Genomic DNA, 21862 nt, shown 5'->3' with positions numbered 1-21862 from the left:
AGCCACCCGTGGCCCGCCAACAACTACCCCCGCAGATCAAGAAGATCGAACTCGCCCGCAAGGTCCGCGGCCGCCCCGTTGTCCGCTACCAACTCACCGTCGACATCGGCACCGACCCGGTCACCGGTGGACGCAAGCAGTACCGGAAGCGGTTCGACAACCTCGACGACGCGAAGGACAAACTATCCGAGCTGCAGAACGACGTCGCCCGCGGCACCCACGTGCACCGCTCGGCCCTCACCGTCGAGCAGGCCTGCGCGGACTGGCTCGCCGGCCGCCGCGTCCGCCCCACCACCCTCGGCGCCTACACCCACGCACTCCAACCTGTGCGTGACACGTACGGGGACCTGTCGGTGCAGAAGCTGACGAAGCGACACATCGACGACCTGGTCTCCGCGCTGCTCGCCGGCACCGTCACGAAACCGGACGGCACACCCCGCAAGGCGTGGACCGCGAACACCGTCAATCCGATGCTCAACGTCCTGTCCTCCGTGCTGTCCGGGCTCGTGAAGCAAGGCCAGCTCGTGCGAGACGTCGCGGCCCTCGTCGACCGGGTGCCACGGCAGAAGAAGGAGATGCGCACCTTCACCGAGGACGAGGTCCGCACACTGCTCAAGGTCGCGGCGACCGACCGCAACGAGCACGCGTGGCACCTCGCCCTGTCAGGGCTGCGTCGCGGTGAGATCGCCGGCCTCAAGTGGGAGCACCTCGACCTCGACGCCGGCACCATCACAATCGCCAACAACCGGGTGTCGGTGAACGGAAAGGTGTCGGAGGGCGAACCCAAGTCCACCCGTTCTGCGCGCACTCTGCCACTGACCCCAGCGCTGACCGCGGCGCTGAAGTCGGCGCGCACCCGGCAGGCGAAGGAACGACTCCGGCTGGGTGAGGCGTACGGGCCCGGCACCTATGTGGTGTGCGACGAGGCCGGCCGCCCCTACCACCCGGACACGATCTCGGATTTCTGGCGAGAAATGTGCACACGGTCGGGCGTGTCGCAGATCCGGCTGCACGACGCGCGACACACCTGCGGCACGCTGATGCACCTGCAAGGAGTACCGATTGTGGTGATCTCGGCATGGCTGGGGCACGCGGATGCGGCCTTCACGATGCGCACCTACATGCACTCGCAGAACGACGCGCTGGCGGATGCTGCGCGCATTCTTCAACGGACTGTGACAAACCGTGACAACTCGACCGGGTCGTGACACAGCAAGAGGGGCGCTGACCTGCGTTTCCGCTGGTCAGCGCCCCTCTGTTTGAGCCCCCTGTCAGGATTGAACTGACGACCGCTCGCTTACAAGGCGAGTGCTCTACCACTGAGCTAAGGAGGCAGTCGAGCGGCCCCATCATATCGGTAGCGCCCGCTCCACATGCGACCGCCCGGGTTCGTTACGGTGGATCCATGGCTGCTGTTACCGCGCGCATCGCCGAACACCGGACGGACGGGAGCACGTAACGGTGGGGACGCTGGCAACCGCCTTCGGGAAGCTCGTCCTCGACCGTCGCGCCACCCTCGACACCATCACCGAGGCGCCGGCGCCGCTGCAGCCGATCGACCTGACCGACGACGCGACGGTCGCCGAGGCGCTCGACGTCGCCGTCCGCGTCGGCGAGGTGCTGCTGGCCGCGGGCACGGGTGCGATCGACACCTCCGAGCAGGTCCGTTTCGTCGCCGCGACGTACGGCCTGGCCCAGTGCGACGTGGACGTCACCTACAACTCGATCGTGCTCTCGGCGTACCGGGGGCCGACGATGCCGCCGGCGAGCACGATGCGCGTCGTGCAGTACCGGTCGATGGATTTCACGCGGCTCGCCGCGGTGGACCGGCTGACCCGGCGCATCCGACGGGAGGCGATCTCGCCGGCGCAGGCCCGCGAGGATCTGCTGGCGATCACGACGGCGCCGCACCCGTATCACCGCTGGGTGGCGACGTTCGCGTGGGCGGCGATGGCCGCGTCGATCTCGGTCCTGCTCGGCGGTGGCGCGCTCGTGGCGGTGATGGCGTTCGCATCCACGGCGGTCATCGACCGGACGAACCGCGTCCTCAACGGCATGGGCCTGCCGTTCTTCTTCCAGCACGTGGTCGGCGGCATCATCGCCGCGACGCCCGCGATCCTGTTGTTCAACCTGCGCGAACCGTTGGGTGTCGACGTGCCGCCGGGCCTGATCATCGCGGCCGGCGTGACGGTGCTGCTGTCGGGACTGTCGCTGGTCGGTTCGGTGCAGGACGCGATCACCGGGGCACCGATCACCGCGTCGGCGCGGTTCTTCGAGCTGGTGATGATGACCGGCGGAATCATCGCCGGCGTGGCGACGGCGCTGAAGGTGATGGAGGCGCTCGGCGCGGAGCTGCCGGTGATCAGCAACGATGCGCTGCCGACGGCGACCGCGCTGCCGGTGAAGGTGCTCGCCGGTGCGGCGTCGGCGTTGTTCTACGCGCTGGCGTGCTACGCCGAGCGACGGGCGCTGACGGCCGCCGCGCTCGGCGGTGCGGTGGGCAGCCTCGTGTTCTTGATGTCGATGGAGTTCGCGGTGGGTCCGATCATCTCGTCGGCGACCGCCGCGACGGTGGTCGGCTTCGCCGGTGGCTTGATGGCGCGACGGGCGCTGACCCCGCCGCTGGTGGTGGCGGTCGCCGGTATCACCCCGTTGCTGCCGGGCCTGTCGTTGTATCGGGGCCTGTACGCGGTGATCGGCAGCGAACTGCTGCTCGGGCTGACCGCGCTGTTCTCGGCGTTCGGCATCGGGTGCGCGCTGGCGGCAGGGGTGACGCTCGGCGAGTGGCTGGCCCGCACGGTCCGGCATCCGCGGAGCGTGCTGCGGGCGGGGTCGCTTCGCCGGCCGCAGTTGCGCCGCGTCCGGCGGGTGCGTCCGTACCGGGGCTCGAAACGCCACGAGAGTCACTCCGCGGGTGGTGCACCCACGGGGTGACTCTCGGTCGACGCGGTTACCGCGGCAGGTCAGGCGCCCGCGTTGCGGGCCTTCTCGTCTGCCTCCATGGCGTCACGCAGGCTCTTCGGCCGCATGTCGGTCCAGTTCTTCTCCACGTACTCGACGCATGCTGCACGCGACTCCTCCCCGAACACCACGCGCCACCCCTGCGGCACCTCGGAGAAAGTCGGCCACAGCGAGTACTGCTCCTCGTCGTTCATGAGGACGTAGAAGCGGCCGTCTTCGTCGTCAAAAGGATTCGTGCTCATCTCGCCTCACTTGTCGCATAGGTGTGCTGCTTTCGTACCCTAGCAAGCCCGGGGGTCCGGTCATGACCCGCTGGTAGTTTTCCTCCGCGCCGCTCGAGGACGGATCCGAGGATCTCCCCGGACCGGATCGCCACGTTCGACAGCAGCGACGCCGTCAACCCGTGGGTCTTCTCGGTGCCGCCCTGCAGATAGATCCCGGCACGGACGTCGCCGGCGGTGGGCAGCCGGTAGTCCCGGTCGACCGTGCGCAGCGGCGACGACGCGGAAGCGAGGGCGCCGAGCAGGGGCGGCAGCGGGGCGGGCTCGAACCCGGTGGCGAGGACGACGGCGTCGCACATCAGGGTGTCGGTGAGTCCGTCGATCGTGCTGCGCACGTCCACCTCGATTCCGGTGGTCGTCTCGGTGACCGCGGCGATCTCGGAGGCGCGCCGCATGAACAGCCGCCGCCGTCCGCTGACGCGTTCGCGGTACTCGGCCGCGTACAGCGCGGTGATCAGGTCGGGGTCGACGACGGAGTAGTTGGTGCCGCGGTGCAGGGCGAGCAGTCGTGCCCGCTCGGCCTCGGGTGCGGCGTGCAGTTCGTCGACGGTGGCCGGGTCGAAGATGCGGTTGGCGTACGGACTGTCGTCGGCGGGGCTGTAGCCGAAGCGGGCGAAGACGTTGTGCACTTCGGCCTGCGGATAGTGGCTGTGCAGGTACTGCACCACCTCGGCGGCGCTCTGGCCGGCGCCGACGACGACGAACCGCTGGTGCACGGGCGCGGGCATCTCGGCCAGATGGAACAGGAACCGGTGGTTGTGGAAGCAGCGCGCGGTCTCGGTGGCCCACGCGGGGATGCGGGGCCGCAACCCCACGCCGACGACGACGTTTCGGGCGTGCACGACGGTGCCGTCGGCGGTGTGGACGGCGAGGCGGTCGGCGATGCCTGCCTCGTCGTGCACGGCCTCGACCGCGGTGACCTCGGTGCCGTAGCGCACGTCGGCGTCGACGCGGCCGGCCGCCCACTGCAGGTAGTCCTGGAATTCGTGCCGCGTCGGGAAGAACGTCTGGTGGTTGACGAAGTCTACGAGCCGGCCCCGGTCGTGCAGGTAGGCGAAGAAGGTGTAGGGACTCGTGGGGTTGCGGAAGGTGACCAGGTCCTTCGGGAAGGCGATCTGCATGGTGGCGCCCTCGAGGAGCATGCCGGGATGCCACGCGAAGGCGGGTTGCCGGTCGAAGAACCGTGCCCGCACGGGATCGTGCGGGGCGTCGGCATTGTGTTCTTCGACGGCGATCGCCAAAGCGAGATTGGCGGGCCCGAATCCGATCCCGACGAGGTCGAGGAGTTCCGGTGGTTCGCCGTCCGGCGACGGCGAGTCACCGCTGTCGTTGCAGGATCGGTCGGTCATTGGTCGCTCTTCCGTGCTCTGGGGCCGCAGCCGCGGATGGATCGATCGCACAAGAAGATAGCTCAGGCTATCCTTGGTTTGGTTAGCCTACCAATCATTGAGGTCGGCTGGGGAGGCTGCGCTGCACCCCTCCCGGCCCGGCTCCGGCCCGCCCTAGTTGCGCTCCTCCGCCCGCGCGAACAGGTCGCCCTTGCGGATCTTGCCGGTGGCGGTCATGGGCAGCGCAGCCACGAGTTCGACGATCGGCACCTTGTAGCCGGCCATGTTCTCCCGCGCCCACGCCACGAGCCCCTCGGCCGTGACGGCCGCGCCGGGGACCGGCTGGACGAACGCGAACGCGACCTGTCCCCTGTCCGGGTCGGACTTGGGGACCACCGCGACCGTCGCGACGTCCGGATGCATGCGCAGCAGCGCCTCGACCTCGGCGGGGAAGACGCTCATGCCGTTGGTCTTGATCATCTCCTTGTTGCGGGCGAGATAGTGCAGCGCGCCCCGCTCGTCGAACCGACCGACGTCACCGGTGCGCAACCAGGCGCCCTGGAACGAGTCCGCGGTGGCCTCGGCATTGCGGTAGTACCCGGTCGTCACCGAGGGGCTGCGCACGATGATCTGCCCGGTCGCGCCGATCGGCACCGGAGCGCCCGTCTCGTCGACGATCAGGATGTCGGTGCCCGGCACCGGCAGGCCGCAGAACACGGGCTCGCTCTCGAGGTCGACGTCGCCGTCCTGGAAGCCGAGGGTGAAGGTGTCGGCGGTGTTCGTCTCGGTCATGCCGTAGCTCGCCTCCCGCAGGGTGTGGCCGGTCGCGTCGCGCCACCGCCGGCGGATCGCCGGATCCAGCTTCAGCACGAACGACACCGCCATGGCGTTGTCGAGGCTGGCGGCGCGGCTGCCGTCGAAGCCGGGCGCCTCCATCAGCTCCACGTAGTTGTCGACGGTGCCGACCGTGCTGGTGACTCCGTGCCGCTCGACGAGGGCCGGCGCGGCGTCCGCGTCCCACCGGGTCATCAGCACGACGGTGCCGCCGTTGACGAGGGGATTGAGGATGCCGAAAACCTCGCCGGCGATCCAGAACATGGGCAGGTAGTTGAGCACCACCGTCGTCTCCCCCACCCGGCGGCCGCCGCCGACGGTGGCCGCGGCGGCGGTGTAGACCATGTGCCACTGGGTGTGCTCACAGCCCTTCGGCATGCCGGTGGTGCCACCGGTGTAGTTCAGCGCGGCGAGCGCGTCCGGATCGGTCGCGACGGCAGGAGCGCGGGGGCTGTCGACGATGCCCGCCCAGTCGCCGACGGCGGAATCGGCGACCGGGAAGGGCGGTGGCACCTCCCCCGGCGCCACACCGGCGAGCATGTCGCCGAGGGCGGTGACGGCGACGTGCCGCACAGGGGTGCGCGGCCGGACCGCTTCCACGAGCGGGAGCAGTTCGGGCTGCGTGAGCAGGATCGTGACGCCGGCGTCGGCGAGCTCGTGGGCGAGTTCGTGCTCGCGCAGCATCGGGTTCACGGGCACGTGGACGGCGCCGATCTTGAGGATCCCGAGCATCGCGACGTGGAACTGCGGGCAGTTGCCGAGGTGGACACCGACGCGGTCGCCGGCCCGGGCGCCGCGGGCGAGCAGCCAGCCGGCGAACCGGTCGGAGAGGTCGTCGTACTCGGCATAGCCGACGGTGCGACCGTAGAACTCGATCGCGGGGGCGTGGGGACGCACGCTCGCCCAGTGCCGCAGGTAGTCCACGAGCCCGCGACCCTCGATCGGGTACTCCACCGTGCGCGGCACCTCCGGCGGCCAGTGGGCCTCCTGCACCCGCCGGATCTCGGCGAGCGCGGCCTCGAGCGCATCGGAATCGGTGGGGACCGTGTCGAGCTGGCGTGTCATGTCGACCTTCCGTTTCTCGGGGCATCCGCGACGGCCGGGGTGATCCCGGTCACCCGCCATGTATAGTTGAATCCGGTGTCGGATTCAACTGCCCGGAATTCTCGCGAGGAGTCCGAATCACCGCACCGCAGTAGACGTTCCGCTGCCGAAAGGAATATGCATGGCGTCCGTGAACAAGCAGGTCCGATTGGCGCGACGACCGGTCGGCCGCCCCGACGAGTCCACCTGGGACATCACCACCGCACCCGTTCCGCGGCCCGCCGACGGCGAGTTCACCGTCCGCGTCGAGTATGTCTCCCTCGACCCCGCCATGCGGGGGTGGCTGAACGACGTCCGTTCGTACATCCCGCCGGTCGCGATCGGCGAGATCATGCGCGCCCATGCCGTCGGCCGGGTACACGAATCCCGGCACGACGACTACAAGGAGGGGCAACTCGTCTCGGGACACTTCGGGGTGTGCGACTACGCCGTCTCCGACGGTAGCGGCGTCGTCCCGGTCGACGAATCCCTTGCGGCCCCGCCGGTGTGGCTGGGCGCCCTCGGATTCCCTGGCATGACAGCATATTTCGGCCTCGTCGACGTCGGGCGGATGAAGCCGGGCGACACCGTGCTCGTCTCGGGCGCCGCCGGGGCCGTCGGCAGCATCGCCGGGCAGATCGCCAAACTGAGCGGGTGTCGCGTCATCGGCATCGCCGGCGGGCCCGACAAGTGCGCGTGGCTCACCGACGAACTGGGCTTCGACGCCGCCATCGACTACAAGGCCGGTTCCGTGGGCCGGGCGCTGCACGCCGCCGCGCCGGACGGGATCGACATCTACTTCGACAACGTCGGCGGTGAGACGCTCGACTCGGCGCTCGCCGTGCTGCGCAAGAATGCGCGAGTCGTGTTGTGCGGTGCCATCTCCGGATACAACGCGACCGACCCGCAGCCGGGGCCGTCACGCTACCTGTCCCTGCTGGTGAACCGGGCCTCCATGGCCGGGTTCATCGTCTTCGACTACCTCGACCGCTTCCCCGAGGGCATGGCCGCGGTGTCGGAGTGGATCCGCCGCGGCGAACTGGTCACCCGCGAGCAGGTCGAGAGCGGCGGCGCCGAGGCCTTCGGGCGCACGCTCAACATGCTGTTCGACGGTGCGAACACCGGCAAGCTCGTGCTGAAGATGACCGACGACGCCTGAGGGCTCGCGCGGGGTGGTCGAGTGTCGGGCCCGCCACCCCGCGACCGGCCCCAGCGATCAGTTCTCGAACCGGTAGACCGCGTAGGCGGTGCGGATGACCGGCTGCGCGACGTTGCGGACCCGCACGCCGCCCGGGGTGGTGCCGCGCTCGCACCCGGCGTGCGCGTGCCCGTGCACGGCCAGGTCCAGGTGGAACTCGTCGACCGGTTCGCCGAGCAGATACGACCCGAGGAACGGGTAGATCTCGGCGGGTTCGCCGCGCAGGGTGTCGCTGATCGGCGAGTAGTGCAGCAGCCCGACGCGGACGTCGGCACCGTCGAGCTCGGCGACGGCGCTGCGGAACCTGTCGGCCAGTTCCACGGTGTGCCCGGCGAACTGCTTCATCTCCGGCTCACCGAACGCGCTCGCGCACTTGCCCGCGAAACCCCCGCCGAATCCCTTGGTCCCCGCCACACCGAGCCGCGCCCCGTCCACCTCGAGGACGACCGACTCACCCTCGAGCATGACGATGCCCCGGTCGCGGAGCAGTTCGGTGATCTCGTCCGCGGCGTCGCTGTGGTAGTCGTGATTGCCGAGCACCCCGACGACGGGCACCGGCAGGTCGCCGAACTCGTCGGCGACGACGCGCGCCTCGTCGACGGTGCCGTGCCGGGTGAGATCACCGGCGAGCAGCAGCACGTCGGCATGCTCGTGCAGGTGTTCGAGGGCGGGCCGCAGATGGCCGCGGGCGTCCTCGGCCAGGTGTACGTCGCCGACGGCGGCAATCCTCATCGCAGTTCCTCCACCGAGGTTCCGGGGTCGCGCGAGTCGACCACGTGCACGTCGTTGTGGACGGTGACGTCCGGTAGCTGTTCCTGTACCACCACGGTCAGCGCGTCGCGGCGTGCGGCGCTGGCGACCTCGCCGGTCAGGTACACGTCGGTGCCGCGGATCGTGACGCGCACGCCCTGTTCGGCGGTGCGGGGATCCTCGGCCAGGGCGCGGTGCAGGTGCGCCACCACATACTGCGGGTGATCCTGCTCCGGGTGTTCGTGACTCATGGCCGGACCTCCGAGCCGGGTTCGATGATGCCCAGGTCGGCGAGCAGGCCGAGGAAGGCGCGGGCGTACGGCGACGCCGCCGTGGCGGTGGCCACCTGGGCCCAGTCCACCTGCTCGCGCAGGGCGCGGGCGATGCGCAGCAGCGGCGCGAAGTCGCAGCGGTGCGCGTCGAGCACGTTGAGCTTGTCGCTCATCAGGTCGGTGCCGCTGATCACCGGCGCCGCGGTCGGGCCGATGCGCATCCACTGGGCGCGGGCGAGCATCGAATCGTCGACGTCCCGGTCGTTGGGGCGGAAGATCAGGTCCACGAGATGCTCCCCCTCGTAGACCTTGCTCAGCCAGTTCTCGGGCGGATCGACCGGACGCATGCCGGCGGCGACGAGCGCCTCCCGCGCGGCGTCCACGTCCCGGGGGCGGACGAACAGGTCCACGTCGTGGTCGGACGCGGGCCCACCGCGCGCGTACACCGCGCATCCACCGCCGACCGCGAACGGCACCCCGGCTTCGTTGAGGGTGTTCGCCGCCTTGGTCAGCACCTGCAGCAGCTGGGTCTCCTTGACCGACTCGTCCGGCGAACCCGCGACGTCGACCGTCGCGGCGTCGGGGCTGTGGGGCTGTGCGTTGGTCATGGGTGGCGGGTACCCGCGCGCCGACGGCTCACACCTGACCGGGCACTCGTCCCGTCACGAAGCCGAACCGCTCGGCGAGCTCGAGGCGCGTGGTGTCGGCGTCGGTGTGCAGCACGCCGGCGATGCCGATCCGCGCCGCCCCGTCGAGGTTCTGCTGCAGGTCGTCGACCATCACGGCCTGCTCGGGCGCCACCCCCAGCCGCTCGCACGCGAGGGCGTAGATGCGGCGCGACGGCTTGCGGATGCCGATCTCGGCGGAGATCACCACCTCGTCCGCGAGCGCGGCCAGGTCGAAGCCGGCATAGCAGTCCCGGCCGAAGGCGTTGGACACCAATGCGACCGGCACGCCGGCCGCCCGGAGGTCGTCGACGAGGGCCACCGTCCGGTCGTCGCGCCGCATCCCGGCCTGCATCCGGGCGGCGAGTCCCTCCGCGGTCACGGCCGCCCCGTGGGCGCGCAACCGCTCGGCGAAGCCCTGCTCGAACTCCTCCGCGTCGATGCGCCCCGACTCGTGCTCGGCGAGCAGCCCGCGCGAGATCGGGTCGCCGCCGAGCAGCCGCAGCGGCAGTCCCGGATCGCCGAGTGTCGCGCCGAACTCCTCGAACGCGGCGAACACGCTCGTGGTGATCACCCCGCCGAAGTCGACCAGGACGGCGGTGCGTTCGGAGATGGGTGCAGCGAGGTTCATTCCGCCCGGCCTTCCGCGCGTCCGGCGCCGACCGCCGCGGCGCGCTCGGTGTGGAACCGCACCATGCCCTCCTGCGCGACGGCGGCGACCAGTCGTCCGGCCGTGTCGAAGATCTGTCCCTGGATCAGGGCGCGCCCCGATTCGGACGACGGCGACACCTGATCGAACAGCAGCCATTCGTCCACCCGGAACGGCCGCAGGAACCACACGGCGTGATCGAGGGACGCTCCCTGGATCGGCCTGTCGGGATGCGGTAGGACGGCGATGTCGAGCAGCGCCATGTCGCTGCAGTACGTCAGGGCGCAGGCGTGCAGGACCGGGTCGTCGGGCAGGGGGGTGCGGTGCCGTATCCACAACCGCCGGCGCGACGGCACGTCGGGCGTGGCCTCGTCCGCAGGGAGCCAGCGGCGCTCCCAGTCGTCCCATTCCGGGAAGTCGTACCACGCGGCCCACGGGCGGCCGTTCTCCGCGATCTCTTCCGGTCCGGCCGTCGCCGGCATGGCCGCCTGATGGGTGTACCCGTCGTCGCCGCGGTGGAACGAGGCGGTCAGTGTGAACACCGTCTCGCCGTCCTGGACCGCGGTGACGTACCGGGTGCGGAAGCTGCCGCCGTCCCGCACGGCGTCCACCCGATAGTCGGTGGGGTCGAGCGGCCGGCCGGGGCGCAGGAAGTGCCCGTGCACCGAGTGCACGCCGAACTCGGGCGGCACGGTCCGTGCCGCCGCGGAAAGCGCCTGCCCGGCGACCTGGCCGCCGAAGGTCCGCTCCATCTCGGTCGGCACCGGGTCGGCGCGGAACGTCGCCGGGGCGATTTCGCGCAGGCCCAGAACCTCGTCGATGCTCGGCACGTGTTTCCCTCCTCGGGTCAGGACGACGCGACCCTGCGCATCTCGCGGCGCAGGATCTTCCCGCTGGTGGTCTTGGGCAGCTCGTCCAGGATCTCGACCGACCGCGGGGCCTTGTAGGTGGCCAGCCGGTCGCGGCACCACGCCACCAGCTCGTCCGGGTCGACGTCCTGGTCCGGGCGCAGGCTCACGAACGCAGCGACCGACTCGCCGCGGTAGGAGTCGGGCACGCCGACGACCGCGGCCTCGCGGACCGCCGGATGCCGGTAGAGCACGTCCTCCACCTCGCGGGGCCAGACCTTGAACCCGGAGGCATTGATCATGTCCTTCTTGCGGTCGACCACGTACACCCAGCCCTGTGCGTCCATGAAGCCGACGTCACCGGTCAGCAGCCGCCCGCCCGGGATGGATTCGGCGGTGGCCTCGGGCAGGTTCCAGTAGGCGGGGACGACCATGGGACCCTCGACGGCGATCTCCCCGACCTCGCCCGGTCCGAGGTCCTTGCCGTCCTCGTCGACGATGCGCACCATCGCGGTGGGCAGCGGCAGGCCGATCGACAGCGTGCCCGAGTCCGGATCCACCGGCGCCTCGCGGCCGGAGGGCACGACGACACAGGGCGCGCTGGTCTCCGTCAGGCCGTAACCGTTGCGGATGTAGAGGCCGGTCCGCTCGCGGAAGCGCTCGACGATGGCCGGTGGCAGCGGCGCGCCACCGGAGTTGAGGGTCAGGAGCGACTCGAACGCGTCCGACGAGAACGACGGATGCGCCAGCAGCGCCATGTACGCGGTCGACGGGCCGACCATGAACGCGGGCCGCTCCCGCTTCAGGACGTCGAGCACCACCCCGGCGTCGAAGCGGTAGGCCAGCACCAGCGGACCGGCCAGTTCCACCGCGGTGAGCAACTGGACGACCATCCCGGTGATGTGGAACAGCGGCGCGAGAGCGAAGATCGGCGAACCCGCCGGAATCTCGTCGTACAGGCGCAGCAGTACGCAGTTGACGGTGAGGTTCGCGTGGGTGTTGGTGGCGCCCTTGGGCAGTCCGCTCGTCCCGGACGTGTAGGAGACGAGCGCGATGTCGTCGGGGACCAGGCCCGGATCGGGGACGGGGCGGCCCGCCCACTCGCGGGCGACCTCCAGTAGGTCGGGGACGCCCGGCGTACGGCGGCGCTCGACGCCCGCGAAGAGCCGCTCGTCGTTCCGGGTCTGCAGGTCCAGTTCGCTCGCGGTCAGCGCGATCGTCACGCCCGCCCCGGCGGCCCGCTCCGCCACCCGGTCCGCCCACGCCTGTTCGCCGCACACGACGGCGACGACGCCGGCGTCGGTGAGGATGTGGTCGAGTTCGTCCTTGTACATCGGGTTCAGCGGCACCACCGCGCCGCCGGCCTTCCACGCGCCGAACAGCGCGAGGACGAACTGCGGCACGTTCTGCAGGTATACGGCCAGCCGGTCGCCCCTGCGGAAGCCGTGTTCGAGCAGGTAGGCCGCCACGCCGTCGGTCAGCTCGTCGACTTCCCGATAGGTCAGCGTCGCACCGAGATACGTGATCGCCGGCCCGTCCGGCGCGGCGGCGACGGCGTCGGCGAACACCTCGAGCGTGGTCCGTCGCGGGACGGGTCCGACCTCGGCCACGCGGGGATCGTACTGGGCCATCCAGGGCCTGTCGTCGTACCAGCTCATCGTGGCGGCACCTGTCCTTTCGTGTGTTGTTGCAGCGCAATCGTTTCGGTCACGAGACCGGCAGGCCGACGAGGTCCGCCAGCCGGGCGCGGTGCCGGGACGGGACGCCGAGCGCGAGCTGATCGGCCTTGGCCCGCTTGAGGTAGAGATGCGCCGGGTACTCCCAGGTCATGCCGAGGCCGCCGTGCAACTGGATGCACTCCTCGGCAGCGTGGACGGCGACGTCGCTGCAGTAGGACTGGGCGACCGCCGCCGCGATCGCGGTGTCGTCGTCGCCGCGTGCGTACGCGTCGGCCGCGTACCGGGCGGCCGACAGCGCTGCGCCCACCTCGAGCCACAGATCGGCGAGCCGGTGCTTGATCGCCTGGTACGAACCGACGGCGCGGCCGAACTGGCGGCGCTCCTTGACGTAGGCGACGGTGGTCTCGAGGCACCACTGGGCCACCCCGAGCTGCTCGGAGGCGAGCAGCACCGCCCCGCACTGCAGCGCCTCGGTCACCGCGGCGGCCGCGTCGCCGCCGTCGACGCGGGTGGAGGCGGCCCCGGCGAACTCGACGTCGGCGATCGGCCGGGTCATGTCCAGCGACAGCACCGGGGTCACCGTGACGCCGGCGGCGTCCGACCGGACGGTGTGCAGTTCGAGGCCGTCCGGCCCCGCGACGGGGACGACGAGCACGTCGGCCTCGTGTGCCCCGGCGACGCTGGTGACCCGTCCGGTCAGGCCGTCGGCCGTGCGATGCACCCCGGTGATCGCGGCGTCCGGCGCCGTCGACAACGGCACGACGAGGGCGCCGGTCGCGGCGCCCTCCGCGAGGGCCGGCACGGTCCCGGTGTCGCCGGCGCGCAGCAGCGCGACGGTGGCGAGCACCGCGCTCGACAGGTACGGCACCGGCGCGGCGGCCCGGCCGATCTCCTCCATGACGACCGCGGCTTCGCGGGTGCTCGCGCCGGCGCCGCCGAGCGACTCGGGCACCAGCAGCCCCGCCAGCCCGAGTTCGGCGGCGACCGTCTTCCACACGCCCGAGAAGTCGGCGGGCGCGGCGTCGTACGCGGTCACCACGACGGACGGTGGGCAGCGATCGGTGAGCACGCGACGGACGCTGTCCCGCAGGGCGTCCTCGGTGTCGGAGTACAGCAGGTCGGTCATCGCGCCAGGTCCTTCCACGGAATGTCCTTGTCCACACGGTGTTCCGGCGGCAGCCCGAGCACCCGCTCGGCGACGACGTTGCGCAGGATCTCCGACGTGCCGCCCTCGATCGAGTTGCCCTTGGCGCGCAGGTACCGGTATCCGGGTTCACGGCCGGTGAAGTCCACCGCCTCAGGCCGGCGCAGGGTCCAGTCGTCGTATCGGAGGCCGTCCTCGCCGTGCAACTCCACCTCGAATCCCGACACGGTCTGGGCGAGGCGGGCGAACGCGAGCTTCATGCCGGAGCCCTCCGGACCGGGCTGGCCCGCGGCGAGCTGCTGGCGCAGGCGTTCTCCGGTCAGCCGGGTCACCTCCGCCTCCACCCACAGCCGCATCAGCTGGTCGTGCCGCGCCGGGTCGCGCAGCTCGGGACGCTCGCGCCACGTCGCGGCGACCTTGCCGATCATGCCGCCCTCGCGGGGCGCGCCGGAGCCGATCGCGACGCGTTCGTTGTTGAGGGTGGTCGTGGCGACGCGCCAGCCCTGCCCCTCGTAGCCGAGCCGGTTGGCGTCGGGTACCCGCACGTCGGTGAGGAACACCTCGTTGAACTCGGCCTCGCCGGTGATCTGCCGCAGGGGTCGCACGTCGACGCCCGGATCGCTCATGTCCAGCAGGAAGTACGTCAGGCCGGCGTGCTTGGGCACGCTCGGGTCGGTGCGGGCCACCAGGATCGCCATCTGCGCGTTCTGCGCGCCCGACGTCCACACCTTCTGGCCGTTGACGATCCAGTCGTCGCCGTCGCGGACCGCGCGGGTCGCGACGGCGGCCAGGTCGGAGCCGGCGCCGGGCTCGCTGAACAGCTGGCAGTAGATGTGCCGTCCGGTGTAGAGGGGACGCAGGAACCGGCGTTTCTGCTCCTCGGTGCCGAACGCCGCGATGGTGGGCGCGGCCATGCCCAGGCCGATGCCGTTGCGGCCCGCGGCGGGCCGGGGTGCTCCGGCGGCGGCCAGTTCGGCCTCGACCTGCGCCTGGTGACTCTGCGGCAGGCCGAGTCCGCCGTGGCCCGGCGGGAAGTGCACCCAGGCGAGACCCGCGTCGAACCGAGCGCCGAGGAAGTCCTCCGGCCCGGTCGTGCTCGGATCATACTGGTCCAGAAGGTGTTTCACGCGCCCGGAGAGGTCGCGCGAGGTCGTCTGCTCGTCGGGGGACATCGTCGTCTCCTGCGTGTCGAGGGTGGTGGGGGCGTCAGATGCCGGCTTCGTCGGCGATCTCGCGGGCCTTGTGGACGAGGGCGTCGATGCGCGCGACCGTGGGAGTGCCGGCCGCGGCCTTGTTCTGCGGTTCGTCGAGGGCGCGGCGCATCACACCCTCCGCGATCACCGCCACCTTCCACAGCCCCAGCGCGTGCCAGAACTTCAGCGCCGCCGGGTCGCGGCCCGTCTCGTCCAGGTAGACGGCGGCGAGTTCGGCGCGGCTCGGGAAGCCCTCGAGGGTGGAGGCGGGGAAGTCGCCGCCGGTGTCCTCCCCCGGCTCGGGCCAGTACGCGAACAACGACCCGACGTCGGCGAGGGGGTCGCCGACGGTGGACAGTTCCCAGTCCAGCGCGGCGACGACGTCACCGCTCTCGCACGAGGTGATGACGTTGCGCAGGTGGAAATCACCGTGCACCAAGGTGATTTCGTGCTGTGGCGGCACGGCGGCCAGGAGCCGGCGGGTCAGGTCGTCGAGTTCGGGCAGCTCGCGGGTCTTCGACTTCTCCCACTGGCCGGCCCAGCGGTGCAGCTGCCGCTCCGCATACGGCTTGGGGCGGGCGAGGGCGTCGAGCCCCGTACGTTCGAGGTCCACGGCATGGATCCGGCCGAGCGTCCGCGCGAGCGACAGCCCGATCCGGCGGCGGCGCTCCGGCGTCAGGGATTCGGCGACGGACATCCGGTCCACCACCTGTCCGTCGACGAACTCCATGAGCACCAGCGGCACGTCACTGAATGCCGGATCGTCGGTGAGCCCGAACACCTTCGGCGTCGGCACGTCGGTGCCCTCGAGCGCGGAGAGGATGCGGGCCTCGCGCGCGACGTCGTGCGCGGACGCCAGTAGGTGCCCGAGCGGCGGTCGCCGCAGCACCCACCGGCGGCCGTCGCCGTCCTGCACCAGGTAGGTCAGGTTCGACTGTCCGAGCCCGATGCGGTCGAAGGTCAGCGGCGCGGTGTGCTCGATGCCGAGGTCGCCGAACCAGCGCAGGATCGCGTCCGGGTCGATGCCGACGGTTTCACGCAGGGGCATGGGCACTCCCGGGCAGGGCGGCGAACGCGGGGGCGCGCCGCTCGAGGTGACTGGCGACGCCCTCGGCGACGTCGGGACCGCGGAAGGCCTCGCGCATCAGGCGGTCCGCGGCGGCGAGCGCGTCCGGGTAGGACCGGTCGGCGTCGTCGCGCAGCTGCTGCTTGATCGTCGCCATCGACCGCGGCGAGCAGTGCGCGGCGAGGTCGGTCGCGTAGGCGACGGCGGCGTCGACGACGTCGCCGGTGGTGACGAGATGGTCGAGCAGGCCGATCCGGTGGGCCTCGTCCGCGTCGACCATACGGCTCGACAGGAGCAGGTCCGTGGCGCGGCTGTGGCCCACGAGGCGGGGCAGCAGCCAGCTGATGCCGTACTCGGCGATGAGCCCGCGGCGCGCGAACGCGGTGGTGAACCGGGCGGTCGGGTCGCCGAAGCGGACGTCGCAGTAGAGAGCCTCGACCAGGCCGAGTCCCGCGACGGGTCCACGGATCGCGGCGACGAGCGGTGTGCGGACCCGCAGCGGGAAGTCGCGCGGGCGTGGCCGCATCAGGTCGTCGTCCGACGCGTCGGCTACGTGGCGCAGGTCGTCGAGGTCGGCGCCGGAGCAGAATCCGCGGCCGGCACCGGTGACGACGACGGCCCGCACCTGCGGGTCGTCGTCGGCCTCGGCGAGCAGGTCGAAGTAGCGGTCCTCGAGCGCGTTGCTCCAGGCGTTGAGCTTGGCCGGCCGGTTGAGGGTGAGCAGGGCGACGGGGCCGCGCCGCTCGGTCAGGACCAGGTCGTCGGTGGTGGCCACGCCGCGGGTCGCCGCGGCGGGTGCGTCGGTCATCCGGGTGCTCCTTCACAGCAGGGAGTCACGTAACTTGACGTCAGATTCAAGTTGCTGAGCGCTCGCATAGTTTGCGCCCGAGGCGGTGTGATGTCAATCGCTCGGGCCATCCGGATGTGACCGGGGCAGGCGGCCCGGGCCACGGTCGGCGCGGGCTCGACGGGGCTTGCCCGATCCCCGAGTCCCGGGTCGCCGGCGGGCGGAGGACCCGGTCAGGGCCCAACGGCGTCTGGGGCGCGTGGACCGCGCCCCGAATTTCCCCGGTGGTCCGGCACGGCACGTACCGATCGGTGCGCGAGGCGAGTAAGCATGAGGGATCCGCACCGAATCCGAACGAGCAGAGAGGGCGCGATGGCTCAGGTGGATGCCGCGAGCGAGCCGATCGGCCTCGACGCAGCGCGCGTCACCGCGTGGTTCGTCGAGCACCTCCCGGACGTCGCACCCCCGTTGCACTTCGAACTGATCACCGGAGGCCGGTCCAACCTCACCTACCGGGTCCGTGACGAGGCGGGGACGCGTTGGGTCCTGCGCCGGCCGCCGACCGGGGAACTGCTCTCCTCCGCCCACGACGTCGTGCGGGAGTGGCGCATCCTCGACCTGCTCGCCGGCGGCCCGGTGCCGGTGCCGCCGGTGACGGGCTGCTGCACCGACCGGTCGGTGACGGGGGCGGACTTCTACGTCATGAAGCACGTCGAGGGCATCGTCCTCGACGATGCCGAGACGGTCGCCGCGATCCCCCGGCCGAACCGACCGACCGCCTCCCGCAGCATCGTGGACACCCTCGCGGTGATCCACGCGGTGGACACCACGACCGGACCGCTGGCGCAACTGGGCAAACCGGGCAGCTACCTCGAGCGCCAATTGCGGCGCTGGAGCCGTCAGCTCACCGCCGGCGGTGTCGGTCCCGGGCCCGTGTGGGACGTCCACGAGCTCCTGACCCGGAAGCTGCCCGCCGAACGGTGGACCGGGTTGGTGCACGGCGACTTCCGGCCGGGCAACCTGCTGATCGGGACCGACGGGCAGGTGCGCGCGGTTCTGGACTGGGAGCTGTGGACCATCGGCGACGTGATGGCCGACCTCGGGTGGCTCACCGCCACCTGGGCGTCGGCCGACGTGATCGGCTGGGCGCCCGATCCCGCCGACGGTTTCCTCGACGTCGACACGGTCGCCTCCCGGTACGCCGACACGACCGGCCGTGACCTCGACGACCTGCGCTATCACCAGGGCTTCGCGCTGTGGAAGCTCGCAGCCATCGCGGAGGGTGTGGCGGCGAGGTTCCGCGCCGGCGCGATGGGCGATCAGGAGGTCGACATCGACGCCCTCGCACAGCGTCCGGCGCAGCTGGCCGAGATGGCCCGCGCGGTGCTCACGGGGCGAGGGCCGGGCTGACGCGACGCGAGTGCGGGCGGTGCGGCGGCCCGATCCGGGTGCGCGTCCGGACGATCGTCCCTCACCCGGACCGCCGGGGGCGGTGGCGCAGCAACTGGGTGAGACGATGCGCCTGCCGGAGCAGCAGTTCCCCGAGTTCGGGACGACGGTCGGCGCGGAAACGGCTCTCCACCCCGGTGATGCTCAGCGCCCAGGCCGGCGCGTCCCGGTGGTCGAAGACGGCGGCCCCCATCCCCCAGCTTCCCTCCACGAGCAGGGCGGGATTGGTGGAGTAGCCGGCCAGGCGCGTCGCGGCGATCCGTTCCTCGACGGCCTGCCGGCTGTGGTCCGGCCCCCACCCGGCGGTCAGGTCGGTACGGGACAGGTACTCGTCGATGTCGCGGTCGGACAGGTGGGACAGGATGACGAGCCCCGCGGACGCGACACCGAGGGGCAGCCGGATCCCGACGTGGAGGACGTGGGAACGCAGCGGGAAGCTGCCCTCCTCGCTGGCGAGGCACACGGTCTCGTCCCCGCGCCGGGCGGACAGGAAGGCGCTCTCGCCGGTCTCCCGTGCGAGGTCGCGCAGGATGTCGCGGGCGAGGTCGGTGATGTCGTAACGGCCGGCCGCCAGCGAGCCGAGCAGGTACAGCTCGGGCCCCAGCGACCATCGACCGGTCTTCGGGTCGCGGTCGACGAGGCCCTCGTCGGTGAGCGAAGTCAGCAGGCGGTGCGCCGTCGGGCGCGCGAGGTTCGTCGCCCGGGCCAGATCCGAGGTCGACGAGCCGGTGGGCTCGTGCCCGGCGATCGCGCGCAGCAGCGCGCTGACGCGGCCGATCACGTGGGGTCTCTGTGCCTCCTCCATGACACGAGAATACGTCCACTCAGTGAACGCCGTCGAAATCGACGTTCCGATGGGCGAGCAATCTCGAATGCGCCGCTCGCAAGGCCTTGAAATCGGCAAACACAGAGCATGTAGTGGTACTCGACCGATGCGTCATCGTCCATTGAATGAACGCATCCTGCACCGGGGTCCGGAGGGACCGAAGTCTCGAGAAGGGGTCTGTGATGGGAACGAAAGTGTTCGACACGCCCGCGGCCGCCGTCGCGGACGTGTCCGACGGCGCGACGATCGCCGTCGGCGGGTTCGGGTTGTGCGGCATCCCCGACGCCTTGATCCGCGCGCTGGTCGAGTCCGGCGTCGGCGATCTCGAGGTGTTCTCCAACAACTGCGGCGTCGACGACCACGGCCTGGGCCTGCTGCTGAACGCGCGCCAGATCCGCCGGGTCACCGCCTCCTACGTCGGGGAGAACAAGGAGTTCGCCCGCCAGTATCTCGCCGGTGAGCTCGAGGTCGAGCTCACCCCGCAGGGCACCCTCGCCGAGCGGCTGCGCGCCGGTGGCGCCGGCATCCCCGCGTTCTTCACCCCGGCGGGTGTCGGCACCCCCGTCGCGGACGGCGGACTGCCGTGGCGGTACCACGTCGACGGCTCGGTGGCCGTGGCCTCCCCGCCGAAGGAGACCCGGGCCTTCGGCGACAAGCGGTACGTGATGGAGGAGGGCATCACCGCCGACTTCGCGCTGGTGCACGCCGTCAAGGGCGACACCGCCGGCAACCTGATCTTCGACAAGACGGCGATGAACTTCAACCCGCTGGCCGCGATGGCCGGGAAGGTCACGATCGCGCAGGTCGAGGAACTCGTCGAGCCCGGCGAGCTCGATCCCGCGCAGGTGCACCTGCCGGGAATCTTCGTGCAGCGCATCGTCGAAACCGGTCCGCAGGACAAGCGGATCGAGAAGCGGACAGTCCAGGCAACGGAAGGGGCGGCACGATGACCGGCACCAAGGGATGGACCCGAGACCAGATGGCGGCCCGCGCGGCCGCGGAGATGATCGACGGCGAGTACGTCAACCTGGGCATCGGGCTGCCGACGCTCATCCCCGGTCATCTTCCGCCGGACGTGCAGGTGACGCTGCACTCGGAGAACGGCATCCTCGGCACCGGCCCGTACCCGACCGAGGAGAACGTCGACCCGGACCTGATCAACGCGGGCAAGGAGACGGTCACCGTCAATCCCGGTGCCGCATTCTTCGATTCGGCATTGTCGTTCGGCATGATCCGCGGCGGGCACATCGACACCGCCGTGCTCGGCGGCATGCAGGTCTCCCGGACCGGCGACCTGGCCAACTGGATGGTTCCCGGCAAGATGGTCAAGGGCATGGGCGGCGCCATGGACCTGGTGCACGGCGCCAGCCGCGTCATCGTGGTCATGGAACACACCGACCGCGACGGCAATTCGAAGATCGTCGACACGTGTTCCCTGCCCCTCACCGGCCAGGGTGTCGTCGACCGGATCATCACCGACCTCGCGGTGATCGACGTCGTCGGCGACGGGACCCTCGCGCTGCGCGAGCTCGCGCCGGGCGTGACCGTCGACGACGTCGTTGCGGCCACCGCGGCGCCGCTCGAGATCCGCATCGACGAGCTCGTCTGAGAGAATTAGTCGAATACCACTGCTCGACAACAAGATCGGAGACCCCATCGTGACCAGTTCTGTCATCGTTGCCGGAGCCCGGACCCCGATGGGGCGTCTGCAGGGCGCCCTGAAGGACCTCTCCGGTTCGGACCTCGGCGGGGTCGCCATCGCCGGTGCCCTCGCCAAGGCCGGGGTGGCCCCGGAGCAGGTCGAGTACGTGATCATGGGTCAGGTGCTCACCGCCGGCGCCGGCCAGATCCCGGCCCGGCAGGCCGCGGTGGCCGCCGGCATCCCGATGGACGTGCCCGCCCTGACCGTGAACAAGGTGTGCCTGTCCGGCATCGACGCGATCGCGCTGGCCGACCAGCTCATCCGCGCCGGCGAGTTCGACATCGTCGTCGCCGGCGGCCAGGAGTCGATGAGCCAGGCCCCGCACCTGCTCGAGCACTCCCGGGCCGGGTTCAAGTACGGCGATGTGACCCTGCGCGACCACATGGCCTTCGACGGGCTGCACGACATCTTCACCGACCAGGCCATGGGCAACCTCACCGAGGCCGCCAACACCGGCACCCGGTTCGTCTCCCGCGCCGAGCAGGACGCCGTCGCCGCCGCCAGCCACCAGCGGGCGGCCCGCGCGCAGAAGGACGGGCTGTTCGACGCGGAGATCGTGCCGGTGTCGATCCCGCAGCGCCGCGGCGAGCCGGTCGTGGTCACCGCCGACGAGGGCATCCGCCCGGAGACCACCGCCGAGTCGCTGGCGGCGCTGCGGCCGGCGTTCGCGAAGGACGGCACCGTCACCGCCGGGTCGGCGTCGCAGATCTCCGACGGGGCGGCCGCGGTGGTGGTGATGAGCCGGGCCAGGGCCGAACAGTTGGGTCTGTCCTGGCTCGCCGAGATCGGCGCGCACGGGGTGGTCGCCGGCCCGGACTCGACGCTGCAGTCCCAGCCGGCCCGGGCGATCGCCAAGGCCTGCGCCCGGGAGGGCCTGGACCCGGCCGGGCTGGACCTGGTGGAGATCAACGAGGCGTTCGCCGCGGTCGGGATCGCCTCCGGCCGCGAGCTGGGGCTGGACCCGGCCCGGATCAACGTCAACGGCGGCGCCATCGCGCTGGGGCACCCGCTGGGGATGTCCGGGGCCCGGATCGTGCTGCACCTGGCGCTCGAACTGGCCCGCCGCGGCGGCGGTGTCGGGGCCGCGGCCCTGTGCGGCGGCGGCGGCCAGGGCGACGCCCTCATCGTCCGCGTCCCCAAGGCGTAG

General features: G+C 71.1%; 21 protein-coding genes and 1 tRNA gene. 7 read left to right on the top strand and 15 right to left on the bottom strand.

Annotated features, from left to right (window positions below):
- Positions 1-8: 8 nt before the first annotated feature.
- Positions 9-1208, top strand: coding sequence for a tyrosine-type recombinase/integrase (locus AIIKEEIJ_RS08475; protein WP_161995415.1), 1200 nt, complete (start codon positions 9-11; stop codon positions 1206-1208).
- Between the two features lie 54 nt (positions 1209-1262).
- Here the strand turns inward: AIIKEEIJ_RS08475 and AIIKEEIJ_RS08470 are convergent.
- Positions 1263-1334 (bottom strand) — tRNA-Thr (locus AIIKEEIJ_RS08470).
- A gap of 127 nt (positions 1335-1461) precedes the next feature.
- Here AIIKEEIJ_RS08470 and AIIKEEIJ_RS08465 point away from each other — a divergent pair.
- On the top strand, positions 1462-2934 hold the full coding sequence (locus AIIKEEIJ_RS08465; protein WP_303683296.1) for a threonine/serine ThrE exporter family protein: 1473 nt from the start codon (positions 1462-1464) through the stop codon (positions 2932-2934).
- Positions 2935-2963: 29 nt separating this feature from the next.
- Here AIIKEEIJ_RS08465 and AIIKEEIJ_RS08460 read toward each other — a convergent pair whose 3' ends face one another.
- The 3 genes from AIIKEEIJ_RS08460 to AIIKEEIJ_RS08450 all read right to left on the bottom strand — a co-directional run bounded on the left by AIIKEEIJ_RS08460 (position 2964) and on the right by AIIKEEIJ_RS08450 (position 6469).
- Positions 2964-3203 (bottom strand): MbtH family protein, encoded by a 240-nt coding sequence (locus AIIKEEIJ_RS08460; RefSeq protein ID WP_003936798.1) that lies wholly within the window; start codon positions 3201-3203, stop codon positions 2964-2966.
- Positions 3200-4591, bottom strand: a complete 1392-nt coding sequence (locus AIIKEEIJ_RS08455; protein ID WP_006942900.1) for a lysine N(6)-hydroxylase/L-ornithine N(5)-oxygenase family protein — start codon at positions 4589-4591, stop codon at positions 3200-3202. The genes AIIKEEIJ_RS08460 and AIIKEEIJ_RS08455 overlap by 4 nt, the downstream gene beginning before the upstream one ends.
- A 153-nt stretch (positions 4592-4744) precedes the next feature.
- Entirely contained in the window at positions 4745-6469 is a 1725-nt protein-coding gene (locus AIIKEEIJ_RS08450; RefSeq protein WP_044476290.1) for an AMP-binding protein, read from the bottom strand.
- Positions 6470-6629: 160 nt separating this feature from the next.
- Here AIIKEEIJ_RS08450 and AIIKEEIJ_RS08445 point away from each other — a divergent pair, with 160 nt between their 5' ends.
- The gene (locus tag AIIKEEIJ_RS08445) at positions 6630-7646 is read left to right on the top strand and encodes an NADP-dependent oxidoreductase (protein ID WP_006942896.1); all 1017 of its coding nucleotides are present in this window, start codon (positions 6630-6632) and stop codon (positions 7644-7646) included.
- Positions 7647-7703: 57 nt separating this feature from the next.
- Here AIIKEEIJ_RS08445 and AIIKEEIJ_RS08440 read toward each other — a convergent pair whose 3' ends face one another.
- From AIIKEEIJ_RS08440 to AIIKEEIJ_RS08395, 10 genes are read right to left on the bottom strand one after another with little or no spacing between them, the layout of a single operon-like run.
- Positions 7704-8417, bottom strand: coding sequence for a metallophosphoesterase family protein (locus AIIKEEIJ_RS08440; RefSeq protein ID WP_050034595.1), 714 nt, complete (start codon positions 8415-8417; stop codon positions 7704-7706).
- Complete coding sequence (locus tag AIIKEEIJ_RS08435) at positions 8414-8686, bottom strand: BON domain-containing protein (RefSeq protein WP_006942889.1); 273 nt, start codon at positions 8684-8686, stop codon at positions 8414-8416. Before AIIKEEIJ_RS08435 ends, AIIKEEIJ_RS08440 begins: the two co-directional genes overlap by 4 nt.
- The gene (locus AIIKEEIJ_RS08430) at positions 8683-9315 is read right to left on the bottom strand and encodes a nucleotidyltransferase (protein ID WP_185713869.1); all 633 of its coding nucleotides are present in this window, start codon (positions 9313-9315) and stop codon (positions 8683-8685) included. The genes AIIKEEIJ_RS08435 and AIIKEEIJ_RS08430 overlap by 4 nt, the downstream gene beginning before the upstream one ends.
- 28 nt (positions 9316-9343) lie before the next feature.
- A complete protein-coding gene (locus AIIKEEIJ_RS08425; protein ID WP_006942885.1) occupies positions 9344-10003 on the bottom strand; it encodes an HAD family hydrolase in 660 nt (219 codons plus the stop codon).
- Positions 10000-10851, bottom strand: a complete 852-nt coding sequence (locus AIIKEEIJ_RS08420) for an acyl-CoA thioesterase (RefSeq protein WP_029541176.1) — start codon at positions 10849-10851, stop codon at positions 10000-10002. The genes AIIKEEIJ_RS08425 and AIIKEEIJ_RS08420 overlap by 4 nt, the downstream gene beginning before the upstream one ends.
- Positions 10852-10868: 17 nt before the next feature.
- Positions 10869-12527, bottom strand: a complete 1659-nt coding sequence (locus tag AIIKEEIJ_RS08415; RefSeq protein ID WP_029541173.1) for an AMP-binding protein — start codon at positions 12525-12527, stop codon at positions 10869-10871.
- Positions 12528-12576: 49 nt separating this feature from the next.
- Positions 12577-13674, bottom strand: a complete 1098-nt coding sequence (locus tag AIIKEEIJ_RS08410) for an acyl-CoA dehydrogenase family protein (protein ID WP_006942879.1) — start codon at positions 13672-13674, stop codon at positions 12577-12579.
- Positions 13671-14864: an acyl-CoA dehydrogenase family protein gene (locus tag AIIKEEIJ_RS08405; protein ID WP_161995414.1), complete on the bottom strand. Its 1194-nt coding sequence runs from the start codon at positions 14862-14864 to the stop codon at positions 13671-13673. Before AIIKEEIJ_RS08405 ends, AIIKEEIJ_RS08410 begins: the two co-directional genes overlap by 4 nt.
- A gap of 34 nt (positions 14865-14898) precedes the next feature.
- Positions 14899-15933: a phosphotransferase family protein gene (locus AIIKEEIJ_RS08400; RefSeq protein ID WP_006942877.1), complete on the bottom strand. Its 1035-nt coding sequence runs from the start codon at positions 15931-15933 to the stop codon at positions 14899-14901.
- Positions 15920-16759 carry an enoyl-CoA hydratase-related protein gene (locus AIIKEEIJ_RS08395; RefSeq protein ID WP_006942875.1) on the bottom strand — a complete coding sequence of 280 codons (840 nt, stop codon included), beginning with the start codon at positions 16757-16759 and terminating at the stop codon, positions 15920-15922. Before AIIKEEIJ_RS08395 ends, AIIKEEIJ_RS08400 begins: the two co-directional genes overlap by 14 nt.
- A gap of 351 nt (positions 16760-17110) precedes the next feature.
- Between AIIKEEIJ_RS08395 and AIIKEEIJ_RS08390 the strand changes: the two genes are divergently transcribed.
- A complete protein-coding gene (locus AIIKEEIJ_RS08390; RefSeq protein WP_050034590.1) occupies positions 17111-18148 on the top strand; it encodes a phosphotransferase family protein in 1038 nt (345 codons plus the stop codon).
- A 61-nt stretch (positions 18149-18209) separates the two neighbouring features.
- Here AIIKEEIJ_RS08390 and AIIKEEIJ_RS08385 read toward each other — a convergent pair whose 3' ends face one another.
- Positions 18210-18992: an IclR family transcriptional regulator gene (locus AIIKEEIJ_RS08385; RefSeq protein WP_043801479.1), complete on the bottom strand. Its 783-nt coding sequence runs from the start codon at positions 18990-18992 to the stop codon at positions 18210-18212.
- Between the two features lie 203 nt (positions 18993-19195).
- Here AIIKEEIJ_RS08385 and AIIKEEIJ_RS08380 point away from each other — a divergent pair, with 203 nt between their 5' ends.
- Genes AIIKEEIJ_RS08380 through AIIKEEIJ_RS08370 form a run of 3 tightly spaced genes read left to right on the top strand, consistent with a single transcriptional unit; the run spans position 19196 to position 21862 of the window.
- Positions 19196-19963 carry a CoA transferase subunit A gene (locus tag AIIKEEIJ_RS08380; protein ID WP_029541161.1) on the top strand — a complete coding sequence of 256 codons (768 nt, stop codon included), beginning with the start codon at positions 19196-19198 and terminating at the stop codon, positions 19961-19963.
- The gene (locus AIIKEEIJ_RS08375) at positions 19960-20622 is read left to right on the top strand and encodes a CoA transferase subunit B (RefSeq protein WP_006942868.1); all 663 of its coding nucleotides are present in this window, start codon (positions 19960-19962) and stop codon (positions 20620-20622) included. The genes AIIKEEIJ_RS08380 and AIIKEEIJ_RS08375 overlap by 4 nt, the downstream gene beginning before the upstream one ends.
- 49 nt (positions 20623-20671) lie before the next feature.
- Positions 20672-21862, top strand: a complete 1191-nt coding sequence (locus AIIKEEIJ_RS08370) for an acetyl-CoA C-acetyltransferase (protein WP_161995413.1) — start codon at positions 20672-20674, stop codon at positions 21860-21862.

It is taken from the genome of Rhodococcus sp. YH1 (assembly GCF_009939605.1).
In the GTDB taxonomy this organism is placed as follows: domain Bacteria; phylum Actinomycetota; class Actinomycetes; order Mycobacteriales; family Mycobacteriaceae; genus Rhodococcus; species Rhodococcus aetherivorans.
This window is presented reverse-complemented; position numbering and strand designations above follow the sequence as displayed.

What these genes read in the sequence shown, in the direction of transcription:
- AIIKEEIJ_RS08460 (WP_003936798.1), bottom strand. Translation starts at nt 3,203, where the DNA reads ATGAGCACGAATCCTTTTGACGACGAAGACGGCCGCTTCTACGTCCTC.
- AIIKEEIJ_RS08455 (WP_006942900.1), bottom strand. Translation starts at nt 4,591, where the DNA reads ATGACCGACCGATCCTGCAACGACAGCGGTGACTCGCCGTCGCCGGAC.
- AIIKEEIJ_RS08450 (WP_044476290.1), bottom strand. Translation starts at nt 6,469, where the DNA reads ATGACACGCCAGCTCGACACGGTCCCCACCGATTCCGATGCGCTCGAG.
- AIIKEEIJ_RS08445 (WP_006942896.1), top strand. Translation starts at nt 6,630, where the DNA reads ATGGCGTCCGTGAACAAGCAGGTCCGATTGGCGCGACGACCGGTCGGC.
- AIIKEEIJ_RS08440 (WP_050034595.1), bottom strand. Translation starts at nt 8,417, where the DNA reads ATGAGGATTGCCGCCGTCGGCGACGTACACCTGGCCGAGGACGCCCGC.
- AIIKEEIJ_RS08435 (WP_006942889.1), bottom strand. Translation starts at nt 8,686, where the DNA reads ATGAGTCACGAACACCCGGAGCAGGATCACCCGCAGTATGTGGTGGCG.
- AIIKEEIJ_RS08430 (WP_185713869.1), bottom strand. Translation starts at nt 9,315, where the DNA reads ATGACCAACGCACAGCCCCACAGCCCCGACGCCGCGACGGTCGACGTC.
- AIIKEEIJ_RS08425 (WP_006942885.1), bottom strand. Translation starts at nt 10,003, where the DNA reads ATGAACCTCGCTGCACCCATCTCCGAACGCACCGCCGTCCTGGTCGAC.
- AIIKEEIJ_RS08415 (WP_029541173.1), bottom strand. Translation starts at nt 12,527, where the DNA reads ATGAGCTGGTACGACGACAGGCCCTGGATGGCCCAGTACGATCCCCGC.
- AIIKEEIJ_RS08410 (WP_006942879.1), bottom strand. Translation starts at nt 13,674, where the DNA reads ATGACCGACCTGCTGTACTCCGACACCGAGGACGCCCTGCGGGACAGC.
- AIIKEEIJ_RS08405 (WP_161995414.1), bottom strand. Translation starts at nt 14,864, where the DNA reads ATGTCCCCCGACGAGCAGACGACCTCGCGCGACCTCTCCGGGCGCGTG.
- AIIKEEIJ_RS08400 (WP_006942877.1), bottom strand. Translation starts at nt 15,933, where the DNA reads ATGCCCCTGCGTGAAACCGTCGGCATCGACCCGGACGCGATCCTGCGC.
- AIIKEEIJ_RS08395 (WP_006942875.1), bottom strand. Translation starts at nt 16,759, where the DNA reads ATGACCGACGCACCCGCCGCGGCGACCCGCGGCGTGGCCACCACCGAC.
- AIIKEEIJ_RS08390 (WP_050034590.1), top strand. Translation starts at nt 17,111, where the DNA reads ATGGCTCAGGTGGATGCCGCGAGCGAGCCGATCGGCCTCGACGCAGCG.
- AIIKEEIJ_RS08385 (WP_043801479.1), bottom strand. Translation starts at nt 18,992, where the DNA reads ATGGAGGAGGCACAGAGACCCCACGTGATCGGCCGCGTCAGCGCGCTG.
- AIIKEEIJ_RS08380 (WP_029541161.1), top strand. Translation starts at nt 19,196, where the DNA reads ATGGGAACGAAAGTGTTCGACACGCCCGCGGCCGCCGTCGCGGACGTG.
- AIIKEEIJ_RS08375 (WP_006942868.1), top strand. Translation starts at nt 19,960, where the DNA reads ATGACCGGCACCAAGGGATGGACCCGAGACCAGATGGCGGCCCGCGCG.